The 21,240-nt window shown below is 56.7% G+C and carries 20 protein-coding genes and 1 tRNA gene; 4 read left to right on the plus strand and 17 right to left on the minus strand.

Annotated features, from left to right (window positions below; translation table 11 throughout):
* Positions 1-14: 14 nt before the first annotated feature.
* From WA411_RS15475 to rpsB, 17 genes are all read right to left on the minus strand, one after another.
* On the minus strand, positions 15-998 hold the full coding sequence (locus WA411_RS15475) for a TRAP transporter substrate-binding protein (protein ID WP_291908018.1): 984 nt from the start codon (positions 996-998) through the stop codon (positions 15-17).
* A 169-nt stretch (positions 999-1,167) separates the two neighbouring features.
* Positions 1,168-1,244 (minus strand) — tRNA-Met (locus WA411_RS15480).
* Between the two features lie 69 nt (positions 1,245-1,313).
* Positions 1,314-2,012, minus strand: a complete 699-nt coding sequence (gene rnhB / locus WA411_RS15485) for a ribonuclease HII (RefSeq protein WP_153634450.1) — start codon at positions 2,010-2,012, stop codon at positions 1,314-1,316.
* Positions 2,012-3,193 (minus strand): lipid-A-disaccharide synthase, encoded by a 1,182-nt coding sequence (gene lpxB / locus WA411_RS15490; RefSeq protein ID WP_291908021.1) that lies wholly within the window; start codon positions 3,191-3,193, stop codon positions 2,012-2,014. Before lpxB ends, rnhB begins: the two co-directional genes overlap by 1 nt.
* Before the next feature lie 18 nt (positions 3,194-3,211).
* Positions 3,212-4,003 carry an acyl-ACP--UDP-N-acetylglucosamine O-acyltransferase gene (gene lpxA / locus WA411_RS15495; RefSeq protein ID WP_291908023.1) on the minus strand — a complete coding sequence of 264 codons (792 nt, stop codon included), beginning with the start codon at positions 4,001-4,003 and terminating at the stop codon, positions 3,212-3,214.
* Positions 4,003-4,440 (minus strand): 3-hydroxyacyl-ACP dehydratase FabZ, encoded by a 438-nt coding sequence (fabZ, locus tag WA411_RS15500; RefSeq protein ID WP_069184896.1) that lies wholly within the window; start codon positions 4,438-4,440, stop codon positions 4,003-4,005. The genes lpxA and fabZ overlap by 1 nt, the downstream gene beginning before the upstream one ends.
* Positions 4,441-4,451: 11 nt before the next feature.
* Positions 4,452-5,477, minus strand: a complete 1,026-nt coding sequence (gene lpxD, locus WA411_RS15505) for a UDP-3-O-(3-hydroxymyristoyl)glucosamine N-acyltransferase (RefSeq protein ID WP_291908025.1) — start codon at positions 5,475-5,477, stop codon at positions 4,452-4,454.
* 47 nt (positions 5,478-5,524) lie between these two features.
* On the minus strand, positions 5,525-6,022 hold the full coding sequence (locus WA411_RS15510; RefSeq protein ID WP_291908026.1) for an OmpH family outer membrane protein: 498 nt from the start codon (positions 6,020-6,022) through the stop codon (positions 5,525-5,527).
* A gap of 45 nt (positions 6,023-6,067) precedes the next feature.
* Positions 6,068-8,386: an outer membrane protein assembly factor BamA gene (bamA, locus tag WA411_RS15515; protein ID WP_136631746.1), complete on the minus strand. Its 2,319-nt coding sequence runs from the start codon at positions 8,384-8,386 to the stop codon at positions 6,068-6,070.
* A gap of 44 nt (positions 8,387-8,430) precedes the next feature.
* Positions 8,431-9,780 (minus strand): RIP metalloprotease RseP, encoded by a 1,350-nt coding sequence (gene rseP, locus WA411_RS15520; RefSeq protein WP_291908029.1) that lies wholly within the window; start codon positions 9,778-9,780, stop codon positions 8,431-8,433.
* Positions 9,781-9,829: 49 nt separating this feature from the next.
* On the minus strand, positions 9,830-11,014 hold the full coding sequence (gene ispC, locus WA411_RS15525) for a 1-deoxy-D-xylulose-5-phosphate reductoisomerase (RefSeq protein ID WP_069184901.1): 1,185 nt from the start codon (positions 11,012-11,014) through the stop codon (positions 9,830-9,832).
* A 2-nt stretch (positions 11,015-11,016) separates the two neighbouring features.
* Positions 11,017-11,856, minus strand: coding sequence for a phosphatidate cytidylyltransferase (locus WA411_RS15530; RefSeq protein ID WP_291908034.1), 840 nt, complete (start codon positions 11,854-11,856; stop codon positions 11,017-11,019).
* Between the two features lie 21 nt (positions 11,857-11,877).
* Complete coding sequence (gene uppS, locus WA411_RS15535) at positions 11,878-12,648, minus strand: polyprenyl diphosphate synthase (RefSeq protein ID WP_069184903.1); 771 nt, start codon at positions 12,646-12,648, stop codon at positions 11,878-11,880.
* A gap of 71 nt (positions 12,649-12,719) precedes the next feature.
* The gene (gene frr, locus WA411_RS15540; RefSeq protein WP_069184904.1) at positions 12,720-13,277 is read right to left on the minus strand and encodes a ribosome recycling factor; all 558 of its coding nucleotides are present in this window, start codon (positions 13,275-13,277) and stop codon (positions 12,720-12,722) included.
* Positions 13,278-13,351: 74 nt separating this feature from the next.
* Positions 13,352-14,080 carry a UMP kinase gene (gene pyrH / locus WA411_RS15545; protein WP_008170379.1) on the minus strand — a complete coding sequence of 243 codons (729 nt, stop codon included), beginning with the start codon at positions 14,078-14,080 and terminating at the stop codon, positions 13,352-13,354.
* Positions 14,081-14,264: 184 nt separating this feature from the next.
* Entirely contained in the window at positions 14,265-15,134 is an 870-nt protein-coding gene (gene tsf, locus WA411_RS15550; protein WP_069184905.1) for a translation elongation factor Ts, read from the minus strand.
* A gap of 92 nt (positions 15,135-15,226) precedes the next feature.
* Positions 15,227-15,979, minus strand: a complete 753-nt coding sequence (gene rpsB / locus WA411_RS15555) for a 30S ribosomal protein S2 (protein WP_069184906.1) — start codon at positions 15,977-15,979, stop codon at positions 15,227-15,229.
* Positions 15,980-16,232: 253 nt separating this feature from the next.
* On the opposite strand from rpsB, the gene map reads away from it, so the two are divergent.
* From map to WA411_RS15575, 4 genes are read left to right on the plus strand one after another with little or no spacing between them, the layout of a single operon-like run.
* A complete protein-coding gene (gene map, locus WA411_RS15560; protein WP_064227416.1) occupies positions 16,233-17,003 on the plus strand; it encodes a type I methionyl aminopeptidase in 771 nt (256 codons plus the stop codon).
* Complete coding sequence (locus WA411_RS15565; protein ID WP_136631748.1) at positions 17,004-19,649, plus strand: [protein-PII] uridylyltransferase; 2,646 nt, start codon at positions 17,004-17,006, stop codon at positions 19,647-19,649.
* Complete coding sequence (gene dapC, locus WA411_RS15570; protein WP_291908039.1) at positions 19,646-20,848, plus strand: succinyldiaminopimelate transaminase; 1,203 nt, start codon at positions 19,646-19,648, stop codon at positions 20,846-20,848. Before WA411_RS15565 ends, dapC begins: the two co-directional genes overlap by 4 nt.
* A complete protein-coding gene (locus tag WA411_RS15575) occupies positions 20,845-21,186 on the plus strand; it encodes an ArsC family reductase (RefSeq protein ID WP_291908041.1) in 342 nt (113 codons plus the stop codon). The genes dapC and WA411_RS15575 overlap by 4 nt, the downstream gene beginning before the upstream one ends.
* Positions 21,187-21,240 lie beyond the last annotated feature (54 nt).

The raw sequence follows: 21,240 nt of genomic DNA on the forward strand, positions 1-21,240 counted from the left end.
GTGCATCGCCCGGATTATTGGGCTTTGATGTCCTCGGCGACGTTGCGCAGGATACCAAGAGACGGGGCTTTCTCAGCCCAGATGTCTTCCCAGGCGGAAATGGCGTCAGCGAATTCACTGCGGTTTGCCTTCCTCACGGTGATATCCAGCTCTCTGAGCTGCTGTTCCTGGTCCTTCTCCTGGGCCACAAACTTGTCCATCACGGCATTCAGGTGAGCTTTCATGGTTTCCTGGATGAGCTGTCTGTCTTCGTTCCCCAGGTCACGCCAGACCTTGCCAGATACCACGCCCACCATGGGGAACATCATGTGGTTGGAAATCAGCAGGTGGTCGGCGCGCTCGTAAAACTTGAGCACCAGGATGGAGTCGAAATCCATGTCGATGGCGTCAACCTGGCCATTCGCCAGCGCGTCATAGACCGCAGGAAGTGGCAACGGCGTGGGTGCCGCGCCGACGGCGTTGTAGAAATCCCGAATGGGCTCGAACGGGGTAATGCGTAGCTTCTTGCCCTCAAGATCGGCAGGACCGGAAACCTCATCCCGGCTGAGCACCTGGCGCATTCCAGCCATGGCATAACCTACACCTACCAGGCCAACGTTGGCCGGCAGTTGGTCCAGAAGTTTGTTCGCTTCGTCGGAGCGTAACAATTCTGCGGCCTGGTCAATGTTGTCGACCAGATAAGGCGCATATAGCGCGCCGAAATCCGGCACCCGGTTGGACACTTCAGCAATGGTTAGGAACGCCATATCCAGTGCGCCCGTTTGCAGCTGCTGAACCATCTGCGCCTCGTTACCCAGCTGCCTGGCCGGGAAAACCGTTACCGAATGCTCTCCTCCGGACTTCTCGTTCAGATCCTGCCCGAACTCGTTGGCTGCCTTGGTCCAGATGTGGGGCGGTGGCGTGATCAAGCCGAGGCGAAAATCGCGGGCCTCAACGGCGGCACTGGACATAACTGCAAAGGATGCAAACGCGGCAAGCAGGCGCTTCATTGAACTCATCGGAGGCTCCATTTATGTTGTTTTATTCATCAAACGATGGTTTCGGAAACTCAGTCCCGAAGCATACCCCAGAACGACGGAGTTTTGGACGGGCGATTTCGCTAACAAGTTTTTAATATCGCAACAAAAAAGGCAGACCAGTGACTAACTGATCTGCCTTTTTTGAATTTGGTAGCGGGGGCTGGATTCGAACCAACGACCTTCGGGTTATGAGCCCGACGAGCTACCAGACTGCTCCACCCCGCATCAAAACTGGTTGTTGATGGGTTTGCCCCGATCAACGTGCGCGTATATTAAGGATTGGATGCACCACTGTCAATCAATATCTTCGAAAAGATCGGTTCGATATTGCAGTTGCTCTGGCTCTGGCTTTGGCTCTGGCGCCACTTTCTCGCGATAGAAGCCCACCTGCTCGATCACTTCCTGTACCGGGCGAAACGAGCGGCGGTGCTCGGAAGTCGCACCGAGACGGCGCAGGGCTTCCAGATGGATCGGTGTTGGGTAGCCCTTGTGCTGTGCCAGGCCGAAACCAGGGAAACGCGTCTCCAGCGCTTCCATTTCCCGGTCACGGGTTACCTTGGCAATGATGGAGGCGGCGCTGATGGCTTCGACCCTGCTATCACCCTTCACAACAGGCTCCGATGGCCAGTGCCACTTCGGACAGCGGTTACCGTCCACCAGAACGTATTCGGGGGCGATCGCCAAACCTGAAACCGCACGCTCCATGGCCAGCATCGTGGCCTGATAGATGTTCAGCTCATCAATCTCATGGGCCTCGCACCGGCCTATGCTCCAGGCTTTGGCATGCTCCAGGATCTCCCCATAGAGCGCGCTGCGGCGTTTGTCAGTAAGCTTCTTTGAGTCCGCCAGGCCGGCAATCGGCCGGTCCGGGTCCAGAATCACCGCCGCCGTTACGACAGCCCCAATCAGCGGACCCCGACCGACCTCGTCGACACCAGCCAGGAGAGAGCCCGTATAGCGGCATTCGAACGGCGGCAATGGCTTTTTCGGCATCAGCGGGCACCCTGCTCTAACAGGTCAGAGATCGCCTGGGCGGCTTTTTCATCGGCACCCTGCCTCAAGGTGTGGTGCAAGTCAGTAAAGGCTTCTTTGAGCCGAACCCGCTCTTTAGTGTTTTCCAGGCGCTCGAGCACTGCGGCGCCCAGACTCTCCGCCGTGGCGTCGTCCTGAAGCAGTTCCGGAACCAGCTGGCGCTTGGCAAGCAAATTGGGCAACGCGACGTGAGGTACCTTGACCAATTTCGACAACAGGGCATAGCTGAATCCGCTCAAGCGATAGCCCACGACCATCGGCTTTTTCAACAGCATCGCTTCCAGCGTTGCAGTTCCCGAAGCAAGCAGCACAACATCGGAGGCGGCCATCACGTCTCGGGACCTGCCTCGCACAATCGTGACTGACAGTTTCACCTCGAGCGCATCAACCAGATCCCGCACCTGTTTTTCGCGATCCCTGTTTACACAGGGAATCACCAGTTGAAGATCCGGGCGTCGCTCCTGGATCCAGCGAGACGCTTCCAAAAACAGGGTGCCGAGTCTTTCCACCTCCCCTGCCCGGCTGCCCGGCAGGACGGCAAGTACCGACGCTTCGAGGTCTATACCCAGCGACTCCCGCATCTTGAGGGTATCCGGTTCCATGGGAATGCGATCGGCCAGGGGGTGACCCACGAACGCCACGGGCACGTGGTGTTCCTCATAGAAACGAGCCTCAAACGGGAACAGGGTCAGCATAAGGTTGACGGACTTGGCGATTTTAAAAATCCGCTTTTGCCGCCAGGCCCACACGGATGGGCTGACATAATGGACAGAGAGGATACCGGCCTCGCGACAGCGTCGCTCGATAGCCAGCGTAAAATCCGGGGAATCAATACCAATGACCACGTCCGGCGGAGTCGTGAAGAAATAGTCCAGCACTCGGGCCCGGATGCTGAATAGTTCGCGAATCCGACCCAGGACCTCAACCAGGCCCATGACCGAAAGGCGCTCCATCGGCACCAGCGAGTGAAAACCTTCAGCAACCATCTCCTCTCCGCCAATTCCGACGAAACGGGCACGGGGATAACGCTGCCGGAGGGAACGAATCAGCCCGGCACCGAGGATATCCCCCGATGCCTCGCCGGCAATGATACCGAATGTGATTTTGCGTTCGCTGATGATCGAGTGAGAAAGATCTGTCACCGACAGGCTCCTGCCGGGTTAGCGGATGATGCCGCGGTGTGCTCCACGCAGGGAGTCAATGAGCGGGCGAATCTCCGCGACATCGGAATAGGATTTCTCGAGTTCTTCAACGGCCTGTTCGGTCGTGAGCCCCTGGCGGTAGATGACCTTGTAGGCACGGCGTAAGGCCAGCAAAACATCTTTACTGAAACCGCGGCGCTTGAGGCCTTCGACGTTCATGCCATGAGGCTCCGCTGACTGACCACTGGCCATAACGTAGGCGGGAATATCCTTGAGTACGATGCTGCCACCGGCCGCCATGCTGTGGGGGCCAATATGGCAAAACTGGTGAACCATGGTGCCACCACCGAGGATCGCAAAATCACCGACCGAGACATGGCCCGCAAGGGTCGCGCAATTGGCCAGGATGGTGTTATCCCCCACAATGCAGTCGTGGGCGACATGCACATAAGCCATGAGAAGGTTACCGCTGCCAATGCGGGTTTCGCCACGATCCTGGACCGTGCCGCGGTGGATGGTGCAATTCTCGCGAATCACATTGTTGTCACCAATCACCAACGTGGTCGGCTCGCCGGCGTATTTCTTGTCCTGACACTCTTCACCGATACTGGAGAACTGGAAGATGCGATTGTTCCGGCCAATGATCGTAGGCCCTTTAACAACAACGTGCGACAGGATCTCTGTGCCATCGCCGATTTCCACATCCGGACCAATGTAACTCCACGGCCCTACGGTGACGTTGTCCCCGAGCCTGGCTGACGGGTCTACAATTGCCTGAGGATGGACTCCCGACCAGTCATTTGTCGCCATCAAACTTCTCTCTCAGCGGTCAGAATCTCTGCCACGCAAACGACTTCTCCGTCGACCAGAGCGCGACACTCGAATTTGTATATACCCCGTTTACCGGAAATAAATTCCGACTCCATGCACAGTTGATCCCCTGGCAATACCGGGCGTTTGAACCTGGCCTTGCTCGAACCGGCCAAGTATTGTACCACGCCGTCAGAAGGTTTCCGGCCCACAGTCACAAAACCGAGAATGCCGGATAACTGCGCCATCGCCTCAATGATCAAGACGCCCGGCATGATGGGATTATTCGGGAAGTGGCCCTGGAAGAACGGCTCGTTAAACGAAATATTCTTGTAGCCCTTGATCGATTTTCCCTTTTCGACCTCCGTTACCCGATCCACCAGCAAAAACGGGTATCGGTGTGGAAGGTACTCCAGAATTTCGTCGATGTTCATCATGTTGATCGGCCTCAGCCCTCTAATTTCTTTTCGAGTTCTTTTACCCGTCGCGCCAGAACATCCAACTGCCGGAAGCGCACCGCATTCTTGCGCCACTGACGGTTGGTATCGGCACTCGTGCCTGATGAATAGACACCTGGCTCCCGGATGTCACCGGTTACCAGAGTCATACCGGTCAGATGAACCTGATCGGCGATTTCAAGATGGCCAGCAACGCCGGATGCGCCACCGAAAACACAGTGCCTGCCAACGCGGGTGCTGCCGGCAATGCCAACCATAGCCGCCATGGCACTGTGCTCGCCTATGCATACGTTATGGGCAATCTGGATCAGGTTATCGAGCTTCACACCGTCGCCAATCACGGTGTCATCAAGAGCCCCGCGATCGATAGTGGTGTTGGCGCCCACTTCCACATCATTCCCGAGAACAACGCGCCCGAGCTGTGCAATACGGTGCCAAACGCCCTTCTCGTTCGCGAAACCAAAACCGTCGGAGCCTATCACAGCACCGCTGAGTATGTGGCAACGTTCGCCAATCATCACGTCGTGAGCCAGAGTCACCCGGGGCCGAATCAGAGTCCGGGCTCCGATTCTGGCGCGGGCTCCAACAATCGAGCCGGCTCCAACAACAACCCTCTCACCAATATCCGCTCCGGCTTCCACCACCACATTCGGGCCTATGCTGGCATCCTCAGCAATGGTCGCTGACGGGTCTACTACTGCGGACGGGTGAATGCCGGGCGAAGCAACGGGGGCGGGGTCAAACCAGTGGCTCAACCGAGCATATCCGAGATAGGGGTTGTCCAGTAACAGGGCGTTGGTCGGAGCATCTTTCGCCGAGGCAGGTGCAACAATAACGGCCGAAGCACGCGTGTCTGGCAGATATTTGCCATAGGACGGATTCGCCAGGAAGCTGATCTGACCGGGACCAGCCGCCTGCAACGTCGCCAGACCCGAAACCTTTACATCAGGGTCACCCCGTAGCTCCGCACCAAGGGCATTGGCAATTTCCCCAAGGCGATAGGACCTTTCTGTCATTGCGAACTCCCAAGCAACGATCAGGGCACCGGGGTGCCCGTCACAGATTAACGGTTCAGTTTTTCAAGAAGCTGAGAGGTTAGATTCATTTCAGGCTTTACATAGACAACCGCTTCGCTTGGCAGGATAAGGTCGAGGTTGTTCTCCTCAAGAAGCTCCTTGACCGCTGCGTCCACCTCGGGACGAGCCTGCTCCAGAAACGCCTGCTTGCGCTGGTTCACCGTTGAATCCAGCCGCTGCTTGAGAAAGTTGAACTCCTTTACCTTCTCCTGGAACTCTCCCGCCAGCTTGTTACGCTCGCTCTCGTTCATCATGGCTCCGTCTTTTTCAAGGCGTTCCTGGAGCTTGCGAGCTGCTTCCTGGGCTTCACGGACGCGGGCTTCGTCCCCGGCAAAATCCTTCTGAAGCGATTCGCTGAATGTCTTGGCATCGTCAGACGAGAACAGTGCCTGACGCAGATCGACTACACCAATCCGGGTTTCGGCCATCGCCGGGCATGAAAACGCCATAATCACAGCAGCGAACATCAAAACAAATCGGGACATTGGTTTTCTCCTGATTTTCATCCGTCGATTATTATTATCCATGCTTTAGAAGGTCTGGCCCAGCGAGAACTGGAACACCTGTGTGTCGTCGCCAGCTTTGTCGTTCAGAGGGTAAGCGAGACTGAATGCCAATGGGCCAACAGCCGTTATCCACTGGAAGCCGACACCGGCTGCCATCCTGATTTCGCTCAGTTCCGGATCGAACCCCCTGGCTGTATCAAACACCTGGCCGGCATCCAGGAAGAATGCCGTTCTCATTGAGCGGGTATCGCCGGCAAACGGCGTCGGGAAGATCAGTTCCAGACCACCCTCGGTCAAAAGGTTGCCGCCAAACGGATCCGGATCCGAAAGGTCGTTTACGTTATTCGTTGCCCTGAGCCCCAGCGAGTTGGCTTCGTATCCACGAACCGAACCATAACCACCGGTGTAGAAGTGCTCGTAGAACGGCATCTGGCTGCGATCACCATAGCCATCGCCGTAGCCGATCTCTGACCGTGCCCGGAAGACCCAGCGATTATTATCGGTCACAGGGTAGTAGAAATCCGTTTTGTGGGTGGCTTTGTAGAAGGTCAGATCACTACCCGGCACCGCCACATCCAGGGACAGTGAGTGGCTGTAACCATCAGTCGGCAACACGCCACGGTTCAGAGTACTGCGACGCCAGCTTCCGAACAGGAAAAAGTTGGTGAACGAGTCGCCTTCCTCATCAATGAATTCACTCACCTCCTGTGACGTAAAGAGGCCTTCCTTCAGATTCGACTGAGTGACACCGGCACCAAAATTCAGGCGGGTAATACTGTCCGTGGGGTAGCCGAAGGTAACGCGGCCACCGTACTCATCCAGCAGGAACGATGAAATATCTTCCTCTTCGTAGTCAGTCTCCCGGGCGAATACACTGAACCCGCGGCTCACGCCATCAACGGTGTAGTAAGGGTCCAGATAGGAGATGTTTGCGCTCTTGATGGAGTCACTGACGTTCACGCCGAAGGATACCCGCTTGCCGGTACCAAAGAAGTTATTCTCAGAGACATTGGCACCGAGAATCACACCCGAATCCTGGGAAAAGCCAATGGAGGCCGAAAGGCTGCCTGTTGGCTGCTCCTCAACGGAGTAATTGACGTCCACCAGGTCGTCGGTGCCGGGTACCGGGACGGTGTCCACGTTAACAGTCTGGAAGAAGCCAAGACGTTCCAGCTTGGTCTTGGAGAACTCGATTCGGTCGGAAGACGCGACACCGCCCTCCATTTGCGTCATTTCCTGGCGCAGGACATCATCGCGTGTAGACACGTTGCCATCGAAATTGATTCTTCGCACGTAGGCCCGTTTGCCAGGCTCCACAAAAAACGTGACTGCGGCTGTGTTATTTTCGCCCGGCTCCGGAACGGCATTGACGTTGGCAAAGGCATAGCCCTCCCGGCCAAGCCGGAATGCCAGGGATTCGGAAATTGCTGTCATGCGGGACCGGGAGAATACATCACCTTCCTCGACCGGAATCAGCGAGCGCAATTCCTCCTCACCCACGATCAGCTCACCGCGAAGGTTAATTTCGGAAATGGTGTACTGGGGACCTTCATTTACAGCGATCGCAATGAAGACTTTTTGCTTGTCCGGAGAGATGGACACCTGGCTGGACTCGACGTTGAAATCGAGATAGCCCCGATCAAGATAGAATGACCGAAGCGACTCCAGATCGCCGCTCAGACGTTCTCTGGCGTATTTATCCGCGTTGGTTATCGAGTTCCACCAGCTCGTGCTCTGCAGCTCGAACAGATCCTGCAGCTCCTCGTCGGTGAAATCCCGGTTGCCAATGAGATTGATGTGGTGAATCGCGGCAACAGAACCTTCATTGATATCCAGACGAATCGAAACCCGGTTTCTCGGAAGCTCTTCCGCTGTTGCCTTTACCCGGGCATTGTAGCGGCCCTGGGCAATGTATGAGCGCAGTATTTCAAGCTCCAGACGCTCAAGGGTCGCGCGCCGAAACACCTGGCCTTCCTGAAGCCCGGCCCCTGCCAGCGCGTCCATCAACATCTCGGTTTCAATGTTCTTATTGCCCTCGATCTCGATATCACTGATGGAGGGACGCTCTCGAACCGTCAGAATGAGTACGCCAGCTTCCCGGCTGGCCTCAATGTCGGTGAAAAGCCCGGTCCGGAACAGCGACTTGATCGCATCAGCCAGCTCGGTCTCGTCCACCTGTTCACCAATATTGACAGGGAACGCAGAAAAAACAGTACCTGCAGATACCCTCTGCAGGCCTTCAACCTCAATATCCGCAACAGTGAACTGATCAGCAAGTGCTGGCTTCAGACCGGACACGGCCACAGCGAGGCCAACGGCTACACTTAGAAGAGAACGTCTCATTCAAATATTTCGCCTGGTTAATGCGCGTAAAGAGCTCGCAATTCTCACAACCGCATCAGGTCGTTGTAAAGAGCAAACACCATTAATGTGAGGATCATTGCCATACCAATTCGTAATCCAAACGCCTGAGCCTGCTCGGAAAGCGGCTTTCCCCGGAGGGCTTCAATGGTGTAGTAAACGATATGACCACCATCCAAAACCGGTACAGGCAGAAGGTTCAAAATGCCCAGACTTACGCTCAGATAAGCAAGAAAACGCACGAAATCTTCGAATCCGGAGCTGACGCTGGCCTCTGCAACCCGGGCAATGGTTATCGGACCACTGAGGTTCGTGGGCGACAACAGTCCGGTGACCATTTTCTTGATGGCCACGAGCGTAAGACGGGTGTCCGCCCAGGTTTCGCTGAGGGCTACCGGGATGGCAGCGAACGGACCGTAGCTGACATCACGCAGAACTTCCTCCGGCCACGAGATCGCCTCCACGCCTGCCCCGACGAAACCGATCGACTCGCCACTTTCCTCGGTCCTTGCTTCCGGGGTCACGCTCAGGGATTGTTCCGAGCCGTTGCGCTCCACAGTGATCTGAAGTGTCTGCTCCGGAGCCTTGCGAATGAAATCTACCAGCTCAAACCAGCTGCCGATCGCCTCGCCATTCACGGCAACGATGCGATCTCCGGGCCGCAACCCGGCTGCCTCTGCACGCCCACCCTCGGAAATCTGACCCAATACAGGCGGCACAGCGGGTCGCCATGGCGTGATGCCAAACTCAGCCAGCGGGTTGGGTGTGTCATCACTCAGGCCCCATCCGGAAAGCTCACCGCTGACGGTTCCCCGGGCGCCATCCTCGGACACCTCCATGGAGATCGAACCGTGCTCGCCGGTCCGCTCAAGGATGCGCATGTTCACATCACGCCAGGAACTGACCCGATGGCCATCCACGGCGTGAATCTCCATGCCTTCCTGCAGCCCCACCCGCTCGGCCACGCTCTCGTCGGCAATCTGGCCAACAATGGGCGCAACATGGGTAACGCCAACCACGCTTAATAGCCAGTAAGCAAAAATGGCAAATATGAAATTGGCTACGGGGCCAGCCGCGGCAATGGCAATACGTTGGCCGGGCGGCTTGGACGTGAAGGCCTGGTCTCGGAGTTCCTCGGGTACCGGCCCCTCGCGCTCATCAAGCATCTTGACGTAGCCACCCAGTGGAATGGCCGCAATCGCGAACTCGGTTCCATGCTTGTCATACCAGGAAAACATGGGTTTCCCGAAACCCACCGAGAATCGGAGCACTTTTACCCCGCACCGCCGGGCCACCCAGAAATGACCGTATTCGTGTAAGGTCACGAGGATGCCGAGGGTAAGCGCGAGTGCGAGGACGGTTTCAATAATCTGCATAGCGTTCCTGATTGAATGGCTTCAGCCGGGCAGCCTAAGGCTGCGACTATCAGACAGTTAACAGACCTATCTGTTCCCGCGCACGACCCCGTGCCTCTTTATCCTTGGCAAAAATGATCTCAAAGCTGTCTGCTGGCTCAACGGCGGTCGCAGCGAGCGTTCGCTCTATGATAACGGGGATATCCGAAAAACACAGGGTACCGTCGAGAAAAGCGGCAACCGCCACTTCATTGGCCGCATTCAGAACCGCAGGTGCAGTGCCGCCCGCCTCGAAAGCTTCCGCAGCAAGACGCAGACAGGGGAAACGCCCCAGATCCGGGCGTTCGAAGTGAAAGCGCCCGATAGCGAACAGATCCAGGGGGGCAACTCCGGCATCAATGCGCTCGGGCCAGGCCAGGCCGTTGGCAATCGGTGTTCTCATATCCGGACTGCCAAGCTGTGCCAACACGGATCCATCGGCATATTCCACCATGGAGTGGATGATACTCTCTGGATGAACATGCACCTCGACTTTCTGAGGTGTTGTGTTGAAAAGCCAGCAGGCTTCAATCAGTTCCAGGCCCTTATTCATCAAGGTGGCGGAGTCTACGGAAATCTTTTGCCCCATGGACCAGTTGGGGTGGGCACACGCCTGGGCCGGAGTTACCGACCGGAGATCTTCAGCAGAGTGCTCGCGGAAGGGGCCACCGGAGGCAGTCAGCAAGATCCTCGTAATACCGGCACCAGCAGGATCCCGGATCTTGTCTGCCGGCATGCACTGGAAAATCGCGTTGTGCTCGGAATCGATCGGCAGCAGTTCGGCACCGGCCTCGGTCACGGCGTCCATGAACAATTTCCCGGACATCACCAAGGCTTCTTTATTGGCAAGCAGCACCCGCTTCCCTGCCCTTACCGCTGAAAGCGTAGGCGATAATCCCGCCGCGCCAACAATGGCTGCCATCACGGTATCAACGTCAGGCGCCGAGGCTGCCTGACACAACCCATCCAGGCCGGCGAGCACCTCGGTGTCCGGCAAGTCTGCCAGCAGCTCGGAGAGCATATTGGCAGCCTCTGGATCGGCCATGACGGCCACCTTGGGACGGAATTCCCGGCACAATACAGCCAGTTCCTCCGCGCGGGTGCTGGCGGTTAATGCATAAACCGAGAAACGTTCCGGGTGCCTTCGAACAACATCCAGGGTGCTGAGGCCAATGGAGCCCGTGGCTCCGAGAATGCTGATAGAGCGGGTTGCCATAGTCACCAGTGCCCGGTTGTGAGCCAACCAAGTTGGGTAATGATGAGAGCGAAAACCGGAATCGCCGCTGTCAGACTATCGATTCGATCCATAATCCCGCCATGGCCGGGTAGCAACTGACTACTGTCCTTGATGCCCCGATGCCGCTTGAGCATGCTTTCCAGCAAATCACCCAACACCGAAACCAGGCCGGTGGCGAGACTGGCAACAATCAGGAGCAGTGTCTGTCCTGCCCCTGCTGAAGCCAGAAAACTCACCACAAGAGCAAAGGCTCCCACGGCCACCAGACCACCCCAGACACCCGCCCAGGACTTACCGGGGCTGACCCGGGGTGCCAACTTTGCTTTTCCAAACGCCCGACCGGCAAAGTAAGCACCGATATCAGCAACCCAGACCACGCAGAACACGTAAAGAATGAGCAGCAGGTTGTTGCTGCTGTCGCCAAACTGGAAGCCACCGGTACGCAGGTGATTCAGGCCAACCCAGGCGGGCACCAGCACGAACAGCCCCATTACGGCTCTGACCGGCAGACTGCCCCATTTATCAGACCCTGCGGGGTAACTGCGAACCAGAAGAAAACAGATGCCCCACCAGAACAGCGCCAGCCAGAGCACCGCCACAAACGGCACGTTGAGAAGCCCGTATAGAATCAGGGCGGTTAGCAGCGCATAACCGATCCGACCAGCAGGATGCCCAATGCCAGACATATTTGCCCACTCCCAGGCACCTATAGAGATGATGACACCTGTGAAGAGAGCAAACCCCAGCGGAGGGAGAAAGAAGATCCCGCCGATGGCGATCGGGGCGAGAATCAATGCGGTGATAATTCGGGTTTTTAACACGGTTAACGTCGCTATCGTTCGTTATTGTTGTAGAGCCTTGGCCGCTATCTGATCATCTGTCTGGCCAAAACGACGCTGTCGACCGGCATATGCCTGCAGGGCCTTGAGCATCTCTTCCTGCTGAAAATCAGGCCAATACACCGGAGAAAAGTAAAGCTCTGTGTAAGCCAGGTGCCACAGCATGAAGTTGCTGATTCTCTGCTCACCGGCCGTGCGAATCATCAGATCAGGCATTGGCAGGTCACCAATACTGAGGTGCTGCTGGATCAGGTCATCGGTAATATCGGATGGCGCCAAATGCCCGACACGCACCTGTTCCGCCACCTTGCGCGTGGCCTGAGTGATATCCCAGTGTCCGCCGTAGTTCGCTGCAATCACGAGCGTCATCCGGGTGTTGTTGCGGGTCAGCTCCTCCGCCGCTTCCATATGTTCGCGAAGCGCAGAACTGAAGGCGGACCGGTCACCAATTATGCGCAACCGGATGTCGTTGCGATGAAGCTTCCGCACTTCGCGCTCGAGCGCGAACAGGAACAGCTTCATCAGGGCCGACACTTCGTCCTTGGGGCGCCGCCAGTTTTCACTGGAAAAGGCAAACAGAGTGAGAACTTCCACACCTTCGCGGGCGCAGGTTTCTACCACTGCCCTGACCGCATCCACTCCGGCCTTGTGGCCAGCCACTCCCTTGAGACGACGGGCCTTGGCCCATCGATTATTCCCGTCCATGATGATGGCCACATGCCGGGGTCGGCTGTCTGCCGACACCGGAATCTCTGCGGATACAGTTCCCGTCATGAAATCCCCTGTGCGGCCGAAGCGCTTGATTGCCGCGGCCTTTCAATTCGCTTGCAAGTGAACCCGAACGGTTAAACCGCCATCAGGTCCTCTTCTTTGGCCTTGAGCATCTTCTCGACTTCCGCAATGTAGCGGTCGGTCAACTTCTGGATCTCATCCTCGCCCTTGCGCTCGTCGTCTTCAGTAATTTCCTTTTCCTTCAACAGATCCTTGATCATGCTGTTGGCATCGCGACGTGCGTTGCGGATGGAAACACGACCGTGCTCGGCGTCCGCTTTTGCCTGCTTGACCATTTCCTTACGGGTTTCTTCAGTCAGCATCGGCATTGGAATCCGAATGATATCGCCACTGGTAGCCGGGTTCAGACCAAGGTCTGACGCCATGATCGCCTTCTCGATGGTCGGCATCAGGTTCTTCTCCCAGGGAGAGACCGTCAGAGTCCGGTTATCCTCGACGTTGACACTTGCCACCTGTTTCAGCGGCGTCTCCTGGCCGTAATAGTTCACGGTGACGCTATCCAGGATAGAAGGATGGGCCCGACCAGTGCGAATCTTGTTAAACGCATTGTTCAGGGACTCCAGGCTCTTCTTCATCTTCTTTTCGGCTTCTGCTTTGATGTCGTTAATCACTTCAGCATCCTCAATTCGTTCGTCATGTCTTTTTGCACTATGGCCCCAAACTCCCATGGGACCTGGACAACGTTTTATTCGATCAGTGTACCTTCTTTCTCGCCGGTTACGATGCGAGTCAGCGCGCCTGCACGGTTCATATCGAACACCCGCAGCGGCATACCGTGATCACGGGCGAGACAGATGGCTGTCAGATCCATCACGCCCAACTTCTTGTCCAGAACCTCATCATAGGTGAGGTAGTCGTATTTCTCTGCACTGCTGTCCAGGTGCGGATCCGCTGAGTATACGCCATCCACCTTGGTCGCTTTGAGTACGGCATCCGCCTCGATTTCAATACCACGCAGACAGGCAGCGGAGTCTGTCGTGAAGAAGGGGTTGCCGGTACCGGCACAGAAAATCACGACATCGCCGTCCTTGAGATCCCTGACTGCTCGGCGTCTGTCGTAGTGCTCGACGATCCCACTCATCGGAATTGCCGACATTACGCGGGTGCGGATGTTGGAGCGCTCCAGAGCGTCACGCATCGCCAGACCGTTCATGACCGTGGCCAGCATACCCATATGGTCGCCGGTCACCCGGTCCATGCCCGCAGCATTCAGGGCTGCTCCACGGAACAGGTTACCGCCACCAATCACCAGACCAACCTGTACGCCAATACCAATCAGCGCACCGATTTCCAGTGCCATGCGGTCAAGAACTTTGGGATCAATACCGAAATCGTGCTCACCCATCAGGGCTTCGCCACTGAGCTTGAGCAGAACACGCTTGTATCTGGGCTGGGTTTTCGATGATGTCGGCATGATGATCCCCTTGTCGTCTGTTGGCTGCTATCCGGCGTGATACCCGTTGCAGGCTTGTATCTGACATACTCCTCAAAAAAGGGGTATCTCAGATACAAGCCCGCCACGAGAGCCGGAAGTTTCCGGCTAACGTGGCAGACTCAGGTGATGCAGAGGCAGAGCGCCCGCTGCATCAAACGAAGGATCAGGCCTTGCCTGTGCCGGCTGCAGCAGCAACCTCGGCAGCGAAGTCCACTTCTTCCTTCTCAATGCCTTCACCCACTTCCAGGCGCACGAAGCCAACCAGCTCGCCACCGTTGGACTTGATCAGCTCGCCCACGGTCTGATCCGGGTTCTTGACGAAAGGCTGCTCAACAAGGCTGTTTTCCTTGAGGAACTTCTTGATGCGGCCGCCCATCATCTTCTCGACGATCTCGGCAGGCTTGCCTTCCATATCCGGCTGGGCCTTGATTACTTCCTTCTCTTTTTCAAGCTCTTCTGCCGGCATATCTTCCGGCTTGCCAACACGCGGGTTAACCGCAGCTGCGTGCATGGCAATATCACGGGCAACTTCAGGGTCGCCGGCAGTCAGGGCAACAACAGAAGCAATCTTGTTGTTGCTGTGGACATAGCCACCAACAACCGGGCCTTCAACTTTCACGATGCGACGAACAGTGATGTTTTCGCCGATCTTCTGAACCAGCGCTTCACGCTTGGCTTCCAGATCGCCTTCCATCAGCTTGGCTACGTCAGTTTCGCCTTTTTCGAAGGCAACGTTCAGGACATCGTTGGCAAAGTTCAGGAAGTTGTCATCGCGAGCCACGAAGTCTGTCTCGGAGTTCACTTCCAGAATGTACGCAACGGTGTTGTCGTCAGAAATCTTGATCAGTGAAGCGCCTTCAGCGGCGGTACGGCCGGCTTTCTTGGCAGCTTTCAGACCGGAAGACTTACGCAGTTCTTCGATTGCGGCGTCTACACTGCCTTCGGCTTCAACGAGCGCCTTCTTGCACTCCATCATGCCAAGGCCGGTACGCTCACGCAGCTCTTTGACCATTGCAGCGGTAATTGCAGCCATGTTCAATCCTCTCAACAGTTCCGAATTCGGTGGGGAGGTGTGCCCGAGGCAACCCGGGGCACACCTTACATCTCAAACGTGAAGATAAAGCCTTACTCAGCGGCTGGAGCAGCGCCTTCGGCGTCTTCGCTGACTTCAACAAACTCGTCAGCGCCGGCACCGGCAGACTGGGCCGCTTCGATGCAGGTATCAGCAACGGCTTTCACGTAAATCTGGATCGCGCGAATGGCGTCATCGTTGCCCGGAATCACGTAATCAACACCGTCCGGATCACTGTTGGTATCCACAACGCCGATAACAGGAATGCCCAGCTTGTTGGCTTCCTTGATAGCGATACGCTCGTGGTCAACGTCGATCACGAACATCGCGTCCGGCAGACCACCCATGTCCTTGATACCACCAATGGAACGCTCGAGGCGGTCCATTTCGCGGGTGCGATCCAGGGCTTCTTTCTTGGTCAGCTTGTCGAAAGTACCGTCCTGGCTCTGGGTTTCCAGATCACGGTAGCGACGGATAGACTGACGGATGGTCTTGTAGTTGGTCAGCATGCCACCGAGCCAGCGATGGTTAACGAACGGCTGACCGGCACGCTCGGCTTCTTCCTTGATGATCTTGGCCGCGGCACGCTTGGTACCAACGAACAGGATCTTGTTCTTGTTCTCTGCCAGCTGCTGAACGAACTTCAGCGCATCGTTCATGGCAGGAACAGTCTGCTCAAGGTTGATGATATGAATCTTGTTACGGGCGCCGAAGATGAACTTCGACATTTTCGGGTTCCAGTAGCGGGTCTGGTGACCGAAGTGAGCACCTGCCTTCAGCAGGTCACGCATATTTACCTGAGCCATGATAGTTACCTTTTTAGCTTCGGGTTAGTCCTCCACGTATCCGATTACCCCAACCTGGCTCCTTATAAAGCAGGAGCAGGCACCCTGGGATAACGTGCCGACACGTGTGTGAATTTGCCGGATTCGTTTCCAGCGGGCGCGTTTATACCATATTCGAGCCGGTAAACGCCATTATTTTTGACGACCGGCTTCCTTGTACCCGGGCCGCAGGGCCCTTAAAATGCCGGTTTGATACAAATCAACGGGAAACCCAATGCAGGTATCGATCAAGACTCCGGAAGAAATCGAAAAGATGCGCGTCGCTGGCCGTTTGGCGGCCGAAGTGCTCGAGATGATTGGCGATTACGTCAAACCGGGCGTTTCCACTGAAGAGCTCGACCGGATTTGCCACGACTATATTGTTAACGAGCAAAAGTGCATTCCGGCGCCGCTCAACTATAAAGGATTTCCGAAGTCCATCTGTACCTCGGTTAACCACGTGATCTGCCACGGCATCCCGTCAGAGAAGAAAATACTCAAGGACGGAGACATCCTAAATATCGATGTCACCGTAATAAAGGATGGCTACCACGGTGATACCAGTAAGATGTGGATCGTCGGCAAGCCCAAACCGGGCACAGAGCGCCTGATCCAGATTACCCAGGAGTGCCTCTATAAAGGTATCGAGCTGGTTAAGCCGGGAACCCGCCTGGGAGATATTGGCCACGTCATTCAGCAACACGCCGAGAAACACCGCTACTCTGTGGTTCGCGATTATTGCGGCCATGGCATCGGCGCGGTATTTCACGAAGAGCCGCAGGTTATGCATTACGGCAAACCCGGCACCGGCCTGGAGCTTCAGGAGGGCATGACCTTCACCATCGAGCCGATGATCAACCAGGGCAAGTACCAGACCAAACTGCTGCCGGACGGCTGGACCGTGGTTACCAAGGACCACAAGCTCTCTGCACAATGGGAGCACACCATCCTTGTGACTGCTGACGGCCATGAGGTTTTGACCAAGCGAAAGGAAGAGTCCTTCTAAGTGGACCAAAGCGAGCTGGAATCCCGCATCAGTAACGACCCCTCTCCCGTCAAGGCGGCCCGGGAACTGTTAGAGGGAAGGTATAATGCAGATGCCGAGGCCTTCCGGCAGGGAGCCGATGTCCGCGCCCTTGTCCACTCCCGGGCCGACACCGTCGATACCGTTCTGAGGCTAATCTGGAACCGTTATCCTTTTTCCGGCTCGCCGGATATTGCCCTGGTGGCTGTCGGCGGCTACGGGCGCGGTGAGCTTCACCCCCACTCAGACATTGACTTGCTCATACTGACTCGCAATGGTATCGAGGACAGCTGGCACGATGATCTGGGGGCCTTTGTTACGCTTCTCTGGGATTTGCGACTGGATATCGGTCACAGCGTTCGCAGCATTGAGGAAAGCAAAACGGCCGCCCGTGAAGACATCACCATACTCACCAACCTGCTCGAAACCCGCACCATCGCCGGCCCGGATGAGCTGCGCTCGGACCTCAGCGAGCAGGTGTACTCCGACGATGTCAGCACCGATCGCAACTACTTCATCGCAAAGCGCGAAGAGCAGCAGCAACGGCACCAGAAATACGGCGATACCGAATACAACCTTGAGCCCAATGTTAAAGGCTCCCCGGGCGCCCTGCGGGACATACAGACCATTGGCTGGATTACCAAACGCCACTTTGGACTGCAGAACATTGCGGACCTGACGCGATTCAGCATTCTCACCGAGGAAGAGCATCAGATCCTTTTCCAGGGTGAAACCTTCCTGTGGCAACTGCGCTATGGCTTGCAACTGCTGGCCGACCGGAATGAGAACCGCCTGTTGTTCGACCACCAACGTGCCCTTGCCCAGATGCTCGGCTACAAGGACGAAGGCAAACGGCTCGGCGTTGAACTGATGATGCAGTCCTACTATCGAACGGTCCTGGCCCTCGCCGAGCTGACCGACGTGATCCTGCAGTATTATGACGAGGCCATTCTCGGCAGCGCGTCCGAAGACGCCATCCAGCCGATCAACAAACGCTTCCAGATTCGCAACTATTATATCGAAGCGGTTAACAACCAGGTTTTTGCCTACGCGCCTTACGCCATCATGGAAATTTTCGTGCTGATGGCCCAGCATCCGGAGATCAAGGGCATTCGCGCGACCACCATCCGCTCTCTGCGGGCGCACCGCCACCTGATTGACGATGCGTTCCGTTCCGATCTGGCTGTGACCACTTTGTTCATGGAGCTGCTCAGAACGCCCCATGCGCTGGATCAGACCCTGTCCGCCATGAAGAAGTACAACGTGCTAGGCCGGTACCTCCCGGAATTCGGCCAGATTATCGGCCAGATGCAGCACGACCTTTTTCACATTTACACCGTGGACGCCCACACCATGCGCGTCATCCGCAACATGGTTCGGCTGAGCGGCACCGAGGCGAGGGACGAATACCCCCTGGCCTCTCGCCTGATCCATCGGTTACCAAAGCTGGAAACCCTTTATATTGCGGGCATATACCATGATGTTGCCAAAGGACGGGGCGGTGACCATTCGGAACTGGGCGCCATGGATGCCGAGGCTTTCTGCCACAGGCATCATCTGAGTGAGCGGGACACACAGCTGATCTCGTGGCTCGTGGAAAACCACCTGCTGATGTCCATGACCGCGCAGCGCAAAGACATATCTGACCCGGACATCATTCATGCCTTTGCCAGGGCGGTACCGAGCCAGGCGCACCTCGATTATCTCTATGTGCTGACCGTATGCGATATCAGCGCAACCAACCCAAAACTCTGGAACACCTGGCGCGCCTCTCTGTTACGCCAACTGTATATCGAGGCCAAACGGGCCCTGCGCCGGGGCACGGAAAACCCCATCGACCGGCAAGAATGGGTGCGCGCCACCCAATCTGAAGCACGCGAGATCCTGCACGCCCAGAATATGACGGATGAGCAGATCGATGTTATCTGGGACACCGTGGATGAGGATTATTTTCTCCAGGACTCAACCGTTGATATTGCCTGGCAGACAGCCGCCATTGTCCGTCACGGCAACAACCCCGACCCACTGGTGCTTATTCGCGACACACGGGGCGGACCCACGGATGGCTATTCCCAGATCATTATTTACATGAAGGACCGGGTTGCCCTGTTTGCGGCAACCACTGCGGTGCTTGAGCAGCTGAACCTGAACATCGTGGACGCCCGGATCAGCTCCAGTGAGGGTCCCTACTCGATCAGCTCCTACGTGGTGCTGGATGAAAAGGGCCAGCCTCTTGGAATCGACCCCGCGCGCAAGGAACGGGTGCGTTTACGCCTGATTGAAGAGCTGGATGACCCGGAAGACTACCCGGATATCATCCACCGGCGCACACCAAGGCAACTGAAACATTTCGCCTTCCCGACGGAGGTGACGTTCTCTAACGACACCATCAACCAGCGCACCGTAATGGAAGTGATCACCCCTGACCGGCCCGGCCTGCTGGCGCGAGTCGGCCAGGTGTTGCTGGAGCATCGGGTACGATTGACCAACGCCAAGATTGCCACCCTGGGCGAGCGCGTAGAGGACGTTTTCTTCGTCACCGACGAACACGGCGAACCCATCCGGGACCCGGCCGTATGCCAGGCCCTGCAGCAAGATCTCTGCAAAATGCTGGACGACATTCAATGAATCCCAATCTGGACAGACTCCACCCCTACCCGTTTGAAAAACTGGCCAAACTGAAGGCCGGCATTAGCGTGCCTGATCATCTCCACCCCATCTCTCTCGGGATCGGCGAGCCGAAGCACCCCTCCCCGGAATTCGTCAAAGAGGTAATTGCGAACAACCTGGACAAGCTTGCCAATTACCCGACCACCCGGGGTACGGATGAACTTCGCGAGGCCATCAGTCACTGGGCAACCCAACGATTCCAACTGAAAGCCGACAGCCTGAGCCCGGCGAAAAACATCGTACCGGTGAACGGTACGCGCGAAGCCATCTTTTCCCTGGTCCAGGCTGTGGTGGATGCCAGCAAACCCGCCACCGTGGTCAGCCCCAACCCGTTTTATCAGGTCTATGAGGGTGCTGCGTTCCTGGCCGGCGCCACGCCCGTATACCTTCCCTGCGACGGCTCCAACGGCTTTATTCCGGACTTTGAGGCAGTGCCGGAATCCGTCTGGCGGGATTGTCAGGTATTGTTCCTGTGTTCACCGGGCAACCCAAGTGGCGCGGTGATTCCACGGGAAACACTGGCCAGGGTTATTGCCCTCGCCGACAAACACGACTTCATCGTCGCCTCCGACGAATGCTATTCCGAGCTCTACCCCGACGAGAGCAAACCGCCGGAAGGCCTGCTGCAAACCTGCGCCGCCATTGGGCGTGATGACTACCGCCGCTGCGTGGTATTCCACAGCCTCTCCAAGCGCAGCAACCTGCCCGGCCTTCGGTCCGGTTTTGTCGCCGGTGACGCTCGCATTCTCGAGGGCTATCTGAAGTATCGCACCTACCATGGCTGCGCCATGCCCATCCACAACCAGTTGGCCAGCATCGCCGCCTGGAGTGACGAAGACCATGTTCGGGAGAACCGTGCAGCCTACCGCGCCAAGTTCGAGGCCGTAGTGCCCATTCTCAGAGAAGTCATGGAAGTGGATTTCCCGGACGCCGGCTTTTACCTGTGGCCGGAAACACCGATGGACGATGAAACCTTTGCCAGGGAACTCTCCGCCCAGCAGAACGTCCACGTCCTTCCCGGGCGCTACCTCTCTCGCACGGTGGATGGCCACAATCCCGGGGAAAACCGGGTCCGGATGGCCCTGGTTGCGCCGGTGGAAGAATGCGTCGAGGCGGCACACCGGATTGTTGAATTTGTTAAGGCGAACCAGACATGAAACTGTACGGCATCAAAAACTGTGACACGGTGAAGAAAGCCCGCAAGTGGCTAGATGAGCAAGGCGTTGACTACCAGTTCCACGACTTCAAGAAAGACGGTCTGGGCGAAGATCTGCTGTCCAAATGGGAGAGCGCCGTTGGCTGGGAAAGCCTGTTGAACCGCCGTGGCACCACGTGGCGCAAACTTCCCGAGGAGGTTCGTGATACCATTAGCGCCCAAAGAGCTCACGCGATCATGCTGGAAAATCCGTCCATCATTAAGCGCCCTGTCGTGGAAAACGGCAATGAGGTGCGCGTGGGTTTCAATGCAGACGAATGGGCTGCATGGCTGGCCTGAATCTCAGGGCAACAGATCCAAATTTTAACTCCGGAGTCGGAAGGCGCGAACTTC

Source organism: Marinobacter sp. CH_CUG1437-1, from assembly GCF_037029655.1.
Classification (GTDB): domain Bacteria; phylum Pseudomonadota; class Gammaproteobacteria; order Pseudomonadales; family Oleiphilaceae; genus Marinobacter; species Marinobacter salsuginis.

What these genes read in the sequence shown, in the direction of transcription:
- WA411_RS15475 (WP_291908018.1), bottom strand. Translation starts at nt 998, where the DNA reads ATGAGTTCAATGAAGCGCCTGCTTGCCGCGTTTGCATCCTTTGCAGTT.
- rnhB (WP_153634450.1), bottom strand. Translation starts at nt 2,012, where the DNA reads ATGCCGAAAAAGCCATTGCCGCCGTTCGAATGCCGCTATACGGGCTCT.
- lpxA (WP_291908023.1), bottom strand. Translation starts at nt 4,003, where the DNA reads ATGGCGACAAATGACTGGTCGGGAGTCCATCCTCAGGCAATTGTAGAC.
- fabZ (WP_069184896.1), bottom strand. Translation starts at nt 4,440, where the DNA reads ATGATGAACATCGACGAAATTCTGGAGTACCTTCCACACCGATACCCG.
- lpxD (WP_291908025.1), bottom strand. Translation starts at nt 5,477, where the DNA reads ATGACAGAAAGGTCCTATCGCCTTGGGGAAATTGCCAATGCCCTTGGT.
- WA411_RS15510 (WP_291908026.1), bottom strand. Translation starts at nt 6,022, where the DNA reads ATGTCCCGATTTGTTTTGATGTTCGCTGCTGTGATTATGGCGTTTTCA.
- bamA (WP_136631746.1), bottom strand. Translation starts at nt 8,386, where the DNA reads ATGAGACGTTCTCTTCTAAGTGTAGCCGTTGGCCTCGCTGTGGCCGTG.
- rseP (WP_291908029.1), bottom strand. Translation starts at nt 9,780, where the DNA reads ATGCAGATTATTGAAACCGTCCTCGCACTCGCGCTTACCCTCGGCATC.
- ispC (WP_069184901.1), bottom strand. Translation starts at nt 11,014, where the DNA reads ATGGCAACCCGCTCTATCAGCATTCTCGGAGCCACGGGCTCCATTGGC.
- uppS (WP_069184903.1), bottom strand. Translation starts at nt 12,648, where the DNA reads ATGACGGGAACTGTATCCGCAGAGATTCCGGTGTCGGCAGACAGCCGA.
- pyrH (WP_008170379.1), bottom strand. Translation starts at nt 14,080, where the DNA reads ATGCCGACATCATCGAAAACCCAGCCCAGATACAAGCGTGTTCTGCTC.
- tsf (WP_069184905.1), bottom strand. Translation starts at nt 15,134, where the DNA reads ATGGCTGCAATTACCGCTGCAATGGTCAAAGAGCTGCGTGAGCGTACC.
- rpsB (WP_069184906.1), bottom strand. Translation starts at nt 15,979, where the DNA reads ATGGCTCAGGTAAATATGCGTGACCTGCTGAAGGCAGGTGCTCACTTC.
- map (WP_064227416.1), top strand. Translation starts at nt 16,233, where the DNA reads ATGCAGGTATCGATCAAGACTCCGGAAGAAATCGAAAAGATGCGCGTC.
- dapC (WP_291908039.1), top strand. Translation starts at nt 19,646, where the DNA reads ATGAATCCCAATCTGGACAGACTCCACCCCTACCCGTTTGAAAAACTG.
- WA411_RS15575 (WP_291908041.1), top strand. Translation starts at nt 20,845, where the DNA reads ATGAAACTGTACGGCATCAAAAACTGTGACACGGTGAAGAAAGCCCGC.